The 13092-nt window shown below is 55.5% G+C and carries 12 protein-coding genes; 2 read left to right on the top strand and 10 right to left on the bottom strand.

What is annotated here, in order from left to right; all coding sequences use genetic code 11:
* The first annotated feature begins 56 nt into the window (after positions 1-56).
* A complete protein-coding gene (gene rsmI, locus ACZAHD_RS00425; protein ID WP_462455030.1) occupies positions 57-917 on the top strand; it encodes a 16S rRNA (cytidine(1402)-2'-O)-methyltransferase in 861 nt (286 codons plus the stop codon).
* A 32-nt stretch (positions 918-949) separates the two neighbouring features.
* Here the strand turns inward: rsmI and ACZAHD_RS00420 are convergent, their stop codons facing one another.
* From ACZAHD_RS00420 to kbaZ, 9 genes are all read right to left on the bottom strand, one after another.
* Positions 950-2839, bottom strand: a complete 1890-nt coding sequence (locus ACZAHD_RS00420; protein ID WP_462455029.1) for an alpha-galactosidase — start codon at positions 2837-2839, stop codon at positions 950-952.
* Positions 2840-2933: 94 nt separating this feature from the next.
* Positions 2934-3806 carry a tagatose-bisphosphate aldolase subunit KbaY gene (gene kbaY, locus ACZAHD_RS00415; RefSeq protein WP_462455028.1) on the bottom strand — a complete coding sequence of 291 codons (873 nt, stop codon included), beginning with the start codon at positions 3804-3806 and terminating at the stop codon, positions 2934-2936.
* A 12-nt stretch (positions 3807-3818) separates the two neighbouring features.
* Complete coding sequence (locus ACZAHD_RS00410) at positions 3819-4976, bottom strand: SIS domain-containing protein (protein WP_462455027.1); 1158 nt, start codon at positions 4974-4976, stop codon at positions 3819-3821.
* Positions 4977-5275: 299 nt separating this feature from the next.
* Positions 5276-6409: an N-acetylglucosamine-6-phosphate deacetylase gene (gene nagA, locus ACZAHD_RS00405; protein ID WP_462455026.1), complete on the bottom strand. Its 1134-nt coding sequence runs from the start codon at positions 6407-6409 to the stop codon at positions 5276-5278.
* The gene (gene agaF, locus ACZAHD_RS00400; RefSeq protein WP_131048487.1) at positions 6406-6840 is read right to left on the bottom strand and encodes a PTS galactosamine/N-acetylgalactosamine transporter subunit IIA; all 435 of its coding nucleotides are present in this window, start codon (positions 6838-6840) and stop codon (positions 6406-6408) included. Before agaF ends, nagA begins: the two co-directional genes overlap by 4 nt.
* Positions 6841-6857: 17 nt before the next feature.
* Entirely contained in the window at positions 6858-7736 is an 879-nt protein-coding gene (gene agaE, locus ACZAHD_RS00395) for a PTS N-acetylgalactosamine transporter subunit IID (protein ID WP_015585675.1), read from the bottom strand.
* A complete protein-coding gene (gene agaW, locus ACZAHD_RS00390) occupies positions 7726-8505 on the bottom strand; it encodes a PTS N-acetylgalactosamine transporter subunit IIC (protein WP_100685523.1) in 780 nt (259 codons plus the stop codon). Before agaW ends, agaE begins: the two co-directional genes overlap by 11 nt.
* 10 nt (positions 8506-8515) lie before the next feature.
* Entirely contained in the window at positions 8516-8989 is a 474-nt protein-coding gene (gene agaV, locus ACZAHD_RS00385) for a PTS N-acetylgalactosamine transporter subunit IIB (protein WP_015585677.1), read from the bottom strand.
* A 19-nt stretch (positions 8990-9008) separates the two neighbouring features.
* Complete coding sequence (kbaZ, locus tag ACZAHD_RS00380) at positions 9009-10304, bottom strand: tagatose-bisphosphate aldolase subunit KbaZ (protein ID WP_462455025.1); 1296 nt, start codon at positions 10302-10304, stop codon at positions 9009-9011.
* A gap of 250 nt (positions 10305-10554) precedes the next feature.
* Between kbaZ and ACZAHD_RS00375 the strand changes: the two genes are divergently transcribed.
* The gene (locus ACZAHD_RS00375; RefSeq protein WP_462455024.1) at positions 10555-11376 is read left to right on the top strand and encodes a DeoR family transcriptional regulator; all 822 of its coding nucleotides are present in this window, start codon (positions 10555-10557) and stop codon (positions 11374-11376) included.
* Between the two features lie 64 nt (positions 11377-11440).
* On the opposite strand, the gene garD is transcribed toward ACZAHD_RS00375, so the two are convergent.
* Positions 11441-13012 (bottom strand): galactarate dehydratase, encoded by a 1572-nt coding sequence (gene garD, locus ACZAHD_RS00370; RefSeq protein ID WP_462455023.1) that lies wholly within the window; start codon positions 13010-13012, stop codon positions 11441-11443.
* Positions 13013-13092 lie beyond the last annotated feature (80 nt).

Raw genomic sequence — 13092 nt, 5'->3', positions numbered from 1 at the left:
CAGTGATATTTTTTTGGCTCAATGCTCAATATTAATTCGGCAATACGGACGAGACAATGAAACAACACGAATCAGCAGATAATTCTCAGGGGCAGCTCTATATTGTGCCCACTCCGATCGGAAATCTGTCTGATATCACGCAGCGTGCCCTGGAAGTTCTACAAGCCGTTGATTTAGTTGCTGCGGAAGATACCCGCCACACCGGTTTGCTGCTCCAGCATTTTGCGATTAACGCCCGTTTATTTGCGCTGCACGATCATAATGAACAGCAAAAAGCTGAAACACTTCTGGCGAAATTAAAAGACGGACAGAACATTGCGCTGGTTTCTGACGCCGGGACACCGCTGATCAACGATCCTGGTTATCATCTGGTGCGGGCCTGTCGCGAAGCGAATATTCGTGTGGTGCCCCTTCCGGGGCCCTGTGCCGCTATTGCGGCACTCAGCGCGGCAGGCCTGCCTTCCGATCGTTTCTGCTACGAAGGGTTCCTGCCGGCAAAATCAAAAGGGCGCCGCGATACGCTGAAGGCGTTGGAAGAAGAGACGCGTACACTGATCTTTTACGAATCAACCCACCGTCTGCTGGAAAGCCTGGAAGATATCTGCGCGGTGCTGGGAGAGACCCGCTATGTGGTGCTGGCGCGTGAGCTGACCAAAACCTGGGAGTCTATTCACGGTGCGCCCATTGGCGAGCTGCTGGCGTGGGTGAAAGAGGATGAGAACCGGCGTAAAGGCGAGATGGTACTGATCGTCGAAGGGTTTAAAGCGCAGGAAGAAGCCCTGCCCGCAGACGCACTGCGTACGCTGGCCCTGCTGCAGGCGGAACTGCCACTGAAAAAAGCTGCTGCCCTGGCCGCGGAAATACACGGCGTGAAAAAAAATGCGCTGTATAAATATGCCCTGGAGCAGCAGGGATAAGAGACAGGCCCGGGAACTCCGGGCCATTGATCTTATTGGATCGGCGTAGCTTCAAAAACCAGCGTTTGCAGCGGCTGTAGCGTAATCACCACGGCGTCCTGATATTGCTCCGGAACCGTTGGGTTACTGCCGTAGCGAGCGGTCAGGGTGAACCGGGTTGCTTCGCCTTGAGGAATTTCAAAGTCTTTGGTCAGGTTCAGGTAGTAACTTTGCGCTTTATCCGCAGGGTTACGCAGCCCCAGTATCGCCTTGTCTTTGCTCCAGGATGCCCAGCCATATACCTCAAGCGCCGTCGGATCGCCGCCGACCCAGTGTGTATCCACCAGTACGCGGGCATTCTCACGCGACCATTTTGCCGCCTCTGCCAGAACGTCCCACTTGGCTTTGTTCAACATGGACGGCGTGATGTAAAGCTCTTGTAGCTGGGTTCCCGTGGCGAAATAGCTCCACACCTGATCGGCAAAATCGCTGTCGGTCTGCACTTTTTCCAGTCCGTAATAGGCATTCTCTGCACTGACAATGCCATGATACATCAAGGAATTAAGCGGGAATAACGGCCCCTTACGCACGATCGAGCGCCAGGTTTCCGCGTCGCGATAGGTCATCCACTGCTGTACCGGCGTTCCGGGACCGTACAGATTGATATCATCGCCCTGACGCCAGATTGAATCAGCGTAGAACAGCCACGACGGGCTGGCATCGGTGCCGGTCGTCAGGTTGATAAACAGGTTCGGGTTGGCGCTACGCATGTTGTGCAGCAGGGCGATGGAGGCATCGAAATCGGAAGCAAACGGGCTACCCTGAATATGCGAGTTGGCGTTGCCCATGCCGTCCAGTTTGAAGGAGGTGATGTGTTCGTCCTTAATCAGACGGGCGATCTGTTCATTGAAGTTCTTGAAATAACGAGGCCCGGAGAGCGCAAATTTACCGTCGACCGTTTCAAAACCATACTCTTTGGCATGAGAGACGCGAATATCGCGCGGTTTATTGTAACCGCCCCACGGCGAGAGCCATAAACCAACCGAACTATGCAGGCTGTCCGCTTTCTCCCTGACCTTACTGAAACCCTGGCTGAATGCCGGGCCAAATAACCATCTGCCGGTACGATCGTCCCAGCCATCATCCAGCAGGAAAGCATCGAGAGGTACGCCGCGGCCGGTAATAAACGCCTTATCCCATTCATCCATACGCCCCAGCACGTCCTGCTCGGTGTAGGTGGTAAAGAAGCCGATGTCCATCCAGCTATTGTAGTGGAGGTAGGGTTTATAAGGGCGCGGGCGAACGGCATTGATAAACTGGTTAACGCTGCGGCGCAGCTGGCTGGTTTCTGCCACGGTGCCAAACCAGGTGGTATAGCTCACCGGCGTTTCTGGCTGGACGGGCGTTTTAAGTTCGACGTTGAGATGGGTGGTGCCTTCATAGGCATAAGTATTGACGACAGGCTTATTCGGCAACATGAAAAACGTATCGGCAATAATCGGCGAACTGTTAATTGCGCCATCCACGTAAGGCGCCTGCGCCTGCTTTTTGGTCGGGAAGAAGGTGATTTTCGCGACATTCTGCGCTTTACCCACGGCGGCAAGGGTGTAATCGATACTGGCGTACTTGCCTTTCAGCAAATTCAGCGTCATGGTCACGTTGAAATCAGGGTGAGCGTACTCCACCACCAGCGCATTCTCTTTTTTCTCAACGTGTCTGATTTTAAAGTCGGCCGCATGGATAACGGTCTCGTCCGGCAGCGTCAGAAAGAATGGCTCCTGAGGCGACAGCTGATGGCCGGAATGGGTATCTTTAACCACCACAGCCGAGCTGGCATCATCGAATGAGAAAGCCATACTGTCGTTATTCAGGGCATAGTTCGCCGCAAAGGCGCTTTGTGAAATAAACAGGGCGAGCAACGAAACATTGAGCGCTTTTTTCATGGGGCAGAGGTCCTTTGTTTTCGTTTTATCAGCGTTATCCTGTCGGGAATAACGCTGTGGGACAGAGGCGTATCATGACCGCCAGCGAAAGCGATCAGGCTTCAGCGGGGAGCAGTAGACGGCTGGCTGAGCCGCAGACGGTGATTTTGTGTCTGACCACCTCTTTCATGGCATCCATACCGACGCGCATGTAGTAGCGAGGATCGTTACCCTGCGGATTTTCGGCGAACCATTTTTTGACCGCCGCGGCGAAGGCGATTTTTAGCTCGGTGGCGACGTTGACTTTACATACCCCCAGCTCGATGGTGCGGCGGACGTAATCGTCAGGTACGTCGCTGGCGCCGTGCAGCACCAGCGGTACATCCACGACCTCACGGATTTCCGCCAGACGCTGGAAGTCGATTTTTGGCGTTTTGCTATAGAGCCCGTGGGCGGTGCCGATAGCCACCGCGAGGCTGTCAACACCGGTCAGTTCAACAAACCGTTTTGCCTCCTGCGGATCGGTCAGAAAAGCGCTTTCAGCATCAACGCTCATGTCATCTTCCACGCCGCCCAGGCGTCCGAGTTCTGCCTCTACGCTGCAATCACGGGCATGGCAAAAATCCACGACCGATTTCACCAGCCGGACATTCTCAGTAAACGGGAAATGGCTGCCATCGATCATGGCGCTACGGACGCCGGCATTCACTTTACGGGTAATATCTTCCAGCGATTCATGATGATCGAGGTGCAGCGCCAGCGGCATGTCGTAGGTGGTGGAGTAAGCGCTGCATAGTGCATAGATCTCCTCCAGCGCGATGTGCTTAAACGTGCCCGGCGTCCCTGCGAGGATCACCGGCGATCGCATTTCATTGCAGACTTCGAGGATCGCCTGGATCGTCTCGGCGTTATGAATGTTGAATGCCGGGACCGCATAGCCTTTTGCCTGGGCGTCCAGCAGGAGATATTTTGTTGAAATAATACTCATGATGCGTTCCTCTCAAGCATTCCAGGGGTGAATGACGACACCTTGCACCACGCGGTTAACCGTACCGCTGGCGGAAGGGGTATCCGGCGTATTGCCAACGCGGATAGATTGTGCGAGCGCAAATGTCTGGGCGTACATCAGAAAGCAGAACGCCTGCTCAACATCGCTGAAGACGCGGGAAGCCGACGGTAAAAGGATGTGTGGGCCGGCTTTGACAGCGGCAGCGCTTTCGGCGGCTATCGCCACCACGCGCATGGCCTGGTTGTCACGACGCAGTTCGGCCAGTAGATCGAGATCGTACTGACGGGTATAGGGATGGCTGGACACCATCACCACCACCAGCGTTTCACTATCCACCAGCGATTTAGGGCCGTGGCGGAAGCCGACCGGAGAGTCATAAAATGCCGCCAGTTTGCCGGCGGTCAGCTCCAGGACCTTGAGGGCCGATTCACGCGCCGCGCCCTGTAATCCGCCGCTGCCAAGATAGACGATCCGTTTCCACGGCTCATCACCAAATACACCATCGCTAAAATCACCCAGCGACGTGAGGATCGTTTGGCAACGATCCGCCACGTCACGGAAGGTTTTGCTGTTGATCTTCTCCGGTGCGAATACCGCAAGGCAGCTTGCCATCATGGTGGTGATACTGCTGGTCATTGCGAAGCCGCGGTCGTGTGTTTCTGCCGGCATCAATAGCGCAAAGGCGTTATCGCTGTTCACCGCATTTTGGTACAGGTTGCCGGCTTCATTACAGGTAATCGACAGGTGGTAGCATTCCGGTACGAACTGATTGGCCAGCTCAACGGCGGCGACGCTCTCCGGGCTATTGCCGGAGCGGGCGAAGGAGACCAGCAGCAGCGGATGCGCGGCGTTAAAGTAGTCCATGGGGTTGCTGACCAGGTCAGTGGTCGGGATCGCGCTGATATTTTTTCCGCTCTGGCGCGACAGCCAGGGCGCGATGATCTCGCCGATAAAGGCAGAAGTGCCAGCACCAGTCAGGATAATCCGCAGATCGTTTTTGCGCAGCAGCGGGGCGAGGAAGCTGTCGATCGTTGCACGATTATTGTCGATGTTGTTGAGTGAGCGAAGCCAACAGGAGGGCTGTTGACGAATCTCTGCTTCAGTCCAGGTGCCAGTCGAGGCAAAGGCGGCGGTATAGGTTTCAGGCATAACTCAGTCCTTAGTCGTGTGAATTCCACATCAGACGCTGGCAAAAATGTCGCTATCTTTCGTTTCGTTTCACTTATTCATGTGATCAGTTAGATAAAATCTATAGGAAATAAATCGAAAGTTCAATGAAAGCAGTTGGAAATAAAACGAAAACTATGACCTTTAAGAGAATTTTGTTTTTAACATTATGATAAATAATGTTTTATTTAATTTTATTATCTGTTTTTCGCTATTTCAGAAAGAAAAGGAAAGGCCTTTCGGCACCAGGTCGAAGGCCAATGTGATGCATAACGAAAGGATTAAAGAGGGAGAGCCTGTCCCTGAACCCAGATCTTTTGCAGATGCAGGTTGTCGTCCAGCGCAATAACGTTCGCGCACTTTCCCGTCCGCAGCGATCCCAGCCGATCGTCGATACCCAACAGACGAGCAGGGTGGAGCGATGCCATATGAATGGCCTCTTCTGGCGCGGCCCCTGCTTGTTCAACCATGTTGCGAACGGCGGCATCAAGAGAGAGCGTGCTGCCCGCGAGGCCACCGGCAGCGGTACGTACGATGCCCTTACGCATTTCTACCTCTTCGCCGCACAGCGAATAGTGGCCATCCGGCATGCCGGCTGCCCGCATCGCATCGGTGATCAGGACCAGCCTCTCTTTGGCGCAGCGGCAACACAATTGCATGGCGGCAGGGTGGACATGATGGCCATCGGCGATAAGTTCCAGCCATGCGTGCCGGCTGGTTAACCCGGCACCGACCATCCCAGGCTCCCGATGATGTAATCCGCTCATGCCGTTGTAGCAATGCACCAGCCCATCGGCGCCTGCGGTAAGTGCCGCTTGGGTCTGCGCATAGGTAGCGGCGCTATGGCCCAGCATGACGCGGATACCCTGCTGTTTAAGATGGCGAATCGCCCGTATGGCATCCGCTTTTTCCGGCGCCAGGGCCACGACCCGCAGCGTTTGCCGGGAGCGAGCAATCAACGTATCCAGCTCGGCGATATCCAATTCACGGAACAACTCAGGGGGATGGGCGCCTTTATTCTCTGGCGTGAAATAGGGGCCTTCAAGATAGCTCCCCAGTACCAGGGCGCCGGGGCCGCCGGAAAGCGTGCGCCGGGCTATACGTTCCAGCGCACGGTGGATGGCCTGCAACGGCGCGGTGACGGTGGTGGGGAGCCAGGCTCCCACTCCCTCGCGAATTTTATACATCGCCAGCCTGTCGAGTGCTTCCGCTGCCTCGTCCATCACATCCATGCCCGCGCCGCCGTGAACATGCGTATCGATGTAGGCCGGGCAAAGCAGATCGGCATCGCGAGCGGTGACGCCAACCGGGATGGGCTCGATGGCGGTGATTACGCCCGCGTCCATACGAAGCTGATGATCGGCAAGCCAGCCCTGCTCGGTTAGCAAGCGTCTGGCACGCAGAATGTGCGTCATATTCCTTCCTCAACCGGTTTTTCTTCGCGACAGCGCGCCAGTTCATCGACCAGACTGGTTAACCCGCGATGCCCGCATTCCAGCGCCTGCAGGCGAAACGCCTCGCTGTTCAGCCCTTCTCGTTCCAGCACCATTTCAAGCAGTAGCTGCAAATTCGTGCCGGTAATCACCTCGCGCCCGGGTTTTTGCATTGCCAGCGTCGAGGCTACGCGAAAGGGGGTTCCCCCCAGGAGATCGGTCAGAAAAACGATATCGTTCTGCGCATCCAGTGCGTTGACTGCCTGCTCAAGCTGCGCCGTCAGCAGGGACGTGGTTGAGGTTTCTGGAAAGTCGATAGCAATAAACTGCGATTGTTCACCCAGAATTTGCTTCATCGCCATTTCCATACCGCTGGCAAAGCCGCCATGCCCCGTCAAAATAATGCCTAACATCGAATACCTCTTTGTCTTTACAGGAAATGGCAGAATTTACCCACAACGCCCAGCACAACGGTGAGCGCGATAAGGCGCAACGGGCTCCAGCCGCGGCGCACCAGCCAAAACATGGTCAGGGTATAAACCAGCGGCAGAAACGCCGGCATCAGTTTATCGATGACATCGGTTTGCAGTTTCACCACCGCATCACCCGCGGTGATCTCCAGCGTGGTGCTGAGGCGGACATAGGTGGCCACCAGCGCGCCAATGACCGTCATGCCAACAATCGACGCCGCGTGTCCGACTTTTTTGGTATTGGCTTTAATCAAAGGGATCGCCGCCACCCCCATACGATACGCGTAGTGCGCAAGACCAAAGCGCAATCCGAGATGGACCACGTTAAACAGCACAATAAACACCACCGCGCCGAGGATAGAGCCTTGTAGCGCGAGGCTGGCCCCAATCCCGCCGCAAATGGGCAGTAGCGTCAGCCAGAACATTGCATCGCCAATCCCACCGAGCGGGGCGCCTACGGCGATTTTGGTGCTCTGAATGCTGTTGACATCCTGCTTGGAGCGTTCCATGGCGAGAATGATGCCGATAACAAATGTCACCAGGAAAGGGTGGGTGTTGAAGAACCCCATATGCCCTTTCATGGCTCGCGCCAGGTCGCGTTGATTGGTATGGATCTTTTTCAACGCCGGCAGCAGACCGTACAGCCAGCCTGAAGCCTGCATACGTTCATAGTTGAACGAGGCCTGCAAAAGCATGGAGCGCCAGGCGACGCGGTTAATGTCTTTTTTCGTCAGCTCCGCACCGAGACTCTGGTCTTCGTAGACGTTTTCATTCACGCCGGAAAGCAGCGTCTCTTCAGGGGCGGAGACGCCTGGCAGAGTGGTTTGATTAGATGCCATCTTCGAATTCCTCTTTCTGTGCCGCAGATGCAGTCGGTTCAGGAGATTTACGCAGCAGGTCTATTAGCGCCATTGCCAGCGCCGCGGCGGCAATGGCCAGCACCGGTAGCTTCAGCCAGGCTGCGGCGACAAAACCGATGATAAAATAGGGGATATAGACGTTTTTCATCATGATTTTCAGCAGCACGGCGAAGCCGATAGCAGGCATAATGCCGCCAGCCACCCCGAGACCGTCGATCAGGCGCTCAGGCAGGACATCAATGGCCGTTTTCGCATGTTCCGCGCCGAAATAGATCGGCAGAAAAGCACAGAGAAAATAGAAAACCCCCAGCGCCAGCAGCGCCAGATAGTTCACCCGTTCAATACCGCGGGTATCGGCATTCGCTGCCATACGGTCGCAGCGGGACATCACGCCTGACATCACCGAGAACAGGAAGGTGATCCCCATTTGTACTGCGACGGCGAAGGGCACGGCGACACCGACGGCAACGTCAGGTTTCACGCCGGTGGTAATGGCAAAGGTGGTGCCGACGATGGTGCCGATAATCACGTTTGGCGGCTGAGCACCGGCCAGCGGGGCCAGCCCCATCCAGACCAGTTCCAGCGTACCGCCGGTTAAAATACCGGTATGCAGATCGCCGAGAATCAGGCCAACCAGCGGGCCGAGCACCACCGGGCGATGCATGTGTGTTAAGCCATTGAACATATCCAGGCCCGCAATAAAGGCCAGAATGCCCAACGCAGATGCCTGCAACAGACTGATTTCCATTATGAATCCCTCAGAGTAGTTTAAAGAGATCCAAAGCGGGTTCTGTCGGAACGCCCTGAACAAAGCATTCCACCCCGGCGGCCTTCAGGCCGTTAAACGCCGCAATATCGTCAGCGTCTACAGAAACCGTTTTGGCAATGTGTTGTTTGCCATTGGCGTAGTGCATATTGCCTACGTTGATACGTGTGACGGGAACGCCGCCTTCGACCAGGCGTAAGAAATCTGCTGGTGTTTTGCAGACCAGCAGAATCTTTTGTCGATCGGCGGCGCGGTGGATATTGTCGATAACCTTTTGCAGTGACCAGAAGCGTACGGCGATCCCTTCCGCCAGGACCATTTCCATCAGGTTCTGTTGTACCGGGTCTTCAGCAACCTCATCATTGGCCACCAGTACCAGGTTCGCTCCGGCAAATCCGACCCATTGGACACCTACCTGGCCGTGGATCAAACGTTCATCAATACGGCTTAAGACAATGTTTGGCATCGCGTTTTCCTCTTCGTTGTTATGCGTTATGGGACGTCATGCCCACACAGGCGGCGTGGTACTGCTGCAGTATGTCCTGAATGTGATCGAGGATGAGTTCTCGCGGCTCCGCCTTGAGATCGCCCTCGCGAACTTTGATGTACTGCAGCGGCATATACTGACTGAGGAGCGGCAGCGGGAGCGGCCAGTCCGCGAGATTACGCACCAGGCGGGCAAACGCCTCATCGATTTGCCGATCCGGCCAGTAGTAGCGCACGCGGTCTGAATAGCTATAGCCTCGCGCCAGACGCCGCGCATGACCATCGCCGTGATAGTGGTTTTGCCAGTATTCCGGGCGATCGAGCATCACGTTTTCCAGCACCTGACGCAGTCCGGAGCAGGCCTTCTCAGGCAGCAGTTCTTCCTCGATTGCCGCCAGTGAGAACAGCGCTTCACGCAGGGCGAAGGTGAGCGCCGGGCCAACCTTCAAAATAGCAAAGTGATCTTTAACCAGCTGCCGCAGCGCCTGCGGCGTCTGGTAATCGGTCGAGTGGGCTTCAAAGACCAGCGCGTCATAGTCTTCAACCATGGCGCTAAGCGCTTTGGCTCGCAGGGGTTGATAGTCGATGATATGCGTGTGATCGAATTCGACGCCGGGCTGGACCACTAATCCGATGATACGTGGCCAGATGTGGGTCAGCTCGCGTAGCTCAAAGGCATGTCGATGTGCTTCCAGCGTCGCACGCGCGGCATCAGGTGTTGTGACCTGTAGTTCGGTCAGGGTTTCATGGGCCCCGCCTGGGACGGGGACTTCGGTGCCGATGACGTAGACCAGGTCAGATTCGCCAAAACGTTCGCGACAGGTCTCTTCCGCCACCTGAGCCAGCCGCGCGGCGCGTTCGGCGACGATGTCATCGGTTAGCGGTAGCGGATCGCCTTCGCAGGACATACTGCAATCGAGGTGGATCTTTTTAAAACCGGCGGCGACGTAGCTTTTTATTAAATCATCGGCATTCGCCATCGCCTGGGCGGCAGGCAGGGTTTGCCAGCGGTTGGGCCCAAGATGATCGCCGCCGAGGATTAGCTGTGATTGAGGAAAATCGAGCGAATCGGCGAGCTGGTGGACAAAGCCGCGGAAATCAGCCGGCGTCATGCCGGTATAACCGCCAAACTGATCGACCTGATTGGATGTGGCTTCAATCAGTAGCGGGGTCTGCTGCGCCCGGGCGTAACGAATGGCGGCCTCAAGTACCAGTGGATGGGCGGAACAGACGGCATAAATACCGTTGTCCCCATCTTGTTTATGCTGCGCCACCATTTTTGTCAGATGTTTCACTTTCCTCTCCATTTCGGATGGTAATGAGATTAATCTTTCGTTTTGTTTCATTTAATACTGCATCATGGTGGTGTAAAAATAAAACGAAAGGTAATGGTTTTCCGATCTGTTTCACAAAAGAAACATAATGAAAGGTTTCAGCGAGGGGCGTTGCGCTTCCCCCTGGCGTTGTGGGGCTTGCTTTCCGCTAAAAGAAAGGTGTTAATAGGGTAATCGAAATGAAACGAAAGATTTGATGAAAGGAATACTTATGAGCGGCAGCGACTCTTCTGCAGATAAGCGTACCAGCGGCACCAGTGAAAGGCGGGAGCAGATTATCCAGCGCTTACGGCAGCAGGGAAGCGTGCAGGTGAACGATCTTTCCCTTTTATACGGCGTCTCGACGGTCACCATTCGCAACGATCTGGCCTTCCTTGAAAAACAGGGGATTGCGGTTCGCGCCTACGGTGGCGCGCTGATCTGCGATGGGACCATGCCGGCTCCCGAACCGTCGGTGGAAGATAAAAGTTCGCTCAATACCGCAGTGAAGCGCAGCATTGCGCGGACGGCGGTAGAACTGATTCAGCCGGGGCATCGCATTATTCTCGACTCCGGGACCACCACCTATGAAATCGCCCGCATGCTGCATCAGCATACGGACATTATTGCGATGACCAACGGGATGAATGTGGCGAATGCGCTACTGGCTGCCGAAGGGGTAGAACTGTTAATGACCGGCGGACATCTGCGCCGTCAGTCGCAGTCGTTTTATGGCGATCAGGCCGAACAGTCTTTGCTGAATTACCACTTCGATATGCTTTTTCTTGGCGTCGACGCCATCGACCTCGATCGCGGTGTGAGCACCCACAATGAAGATGAAGCCCGCCTGAACCGGCGGATGTGTGAAGTGGCGGAACGCATTATTGTCGTTACCGATTCCACCAAATTTAATCGTTCGAGCCTGCATAAGATCATCGATACGCAACGCATTGATATGATTATTGTCGATGAAGGGATTCCGACGGAAAGCCTGGAAGGGCTGCGTAAGTGCGGGATTGATGTGCGGCTGGTGAAGCGCCAGGAGGCGGCATAGACCCCCTTCCTGAGGGAAGAGAGTCTGCGGTCAGGCGGCTGGTGTCGCGCCGCCCGACGGGCAATCAGGTCACCGGTGCCGGATTAAAGACCGCCAGCTGATTATGCAGGCCCCATCGATCGGAGAAGGTTTGTTTGCGACCACTGGCGACATCAAGAATAAAGCCGAACAGCTTTTGACCAACTTCTTCAATCGTTTCCTCGCCGGTGGCGATAGTCCCGGCGTTGATATCCATTAAGTCATACCAGCGGTTTGCCAGTTCGGTACGGGTTGCCATCTTGATGACCGGCACGGCGGCCAGGCCATACGGCGTGCCGCGCCCGGTTGTAAACACCTGAACCGTGATCCCTGAAGCAACCTGTTGAGTGCCGCAGACAAAGTCGCTGGCCGGGGTAGCCGCGAAGATCAGGCCGCGTTTGGTTGGGCGCTGGCCCGGAGAGAGGACCTCGGTAATCGCGCTCTTGCCGGATTTCGCTATCGAACCCAGCGCCTTTTCCACCACGTTTGCCAGGCCACCCTTCTTATTACCGGGGGAAGGGTTGGCGCTGCGATCGGTTTGCCCTGAATCGAGATAGTTATCGTACCAGGCCATCTCTTCGAGCAGACGCTTACCCACCTCTTCGTTGATGGCCCGCGGCGTCAGTAGATGGATAGCATCACGAACTTCAGTGACCTCAGAGAACATGACGGTTGCGCCGCAGCGGACCAGCAGGTCGGAGGCATAGCCGACCGCCGGGTTGGCGGTTACCCCGGAAAAGGCATCGCTGCCGCCGCACTGCATGCCTACGACCAGTTCAGAGGCTGGACAGGTTTCACGCTGGCGGACATTCAGTTTTGCCAGATGCCGTTCCGCTACCTGCAAAATATCGTCAACCATTGACTGGAACCCGACATGTTGTTCATCCTGCAGGCGGATGATACTGGTGCTGTCGACGGCGACGGGCTGGACATCTTCGGTGCCCTGAAGCAGGCGTTCCGGCTGGAGCTTTTCACAGCCGAGTCCTACCACCATGACTTCGCCGCCGAAATTGGGGTTCAGCGAGAGGTTATGGATTGTGCGAATGGGGATCACGGCGGCCGGGGCGTTGATCGCCACTCCGCAGCCATACAGATGGTTGAGACCGACCACGCCGTCGACATTCGGGTATTTCGGCAGCAGGTCTCGTTCAATAATTTTCACTACATAATCTACGACGCCCGCGACACAGTGCACGCTGGTGGTGATGCCGAGCAGGTTCCGGGTACCAACGCTGCCGTCGTCATTGCGATACCCTTCAAAGGTGTAGCCGGTCAGCGCAGGCAGAGGCTGCGGAACTTTGCTTGCCAGCGGTAGCGTATTCAGCGGCGGTGCCTTCGGGAGCTCGACCAGCGATTCGTCAATCCAGCTGCCCTGCGGGATGTCGCGCGTCGCGTAGCCAATGACTTCGCCATAGCGGAGGATTTCACCGTGTACGGGAATATCAACCAATGCTACTTTGTGACCTTGCGGGATATGTTCGATGAGCGTAAGCCCATCGGGAAAACGCGTTCCGGCTTTTAAACCGCGATCGTTAACAATAATCGCGACATTATCCGTTTCGTGTACTTTTATATAAAATGCCGTCGGCGATTCCCGTCTGATTTCAATGTCAGCCATTGTCCAGTCTTCTCCAGCAAGGTGCGAATAATAAAATAAAACGGCTATTCAGTTTCTGATGAGCGAATTTACTCGGCAAA

It is taken from the genome of Raoultella sp., assembly GCF_039594335.1.
In the GTDB taxonomy this organism is placed as follows: Bacteria; Pseudomonadota; Gammaproteobacteria; order Enterobacterales; family Enterobacteriaceae; genus Klebsiella.
Note: the sequence above shows the minus strand (reverse complement) of the source record. Positions and strands in the feature narration are given on the sequence as shown.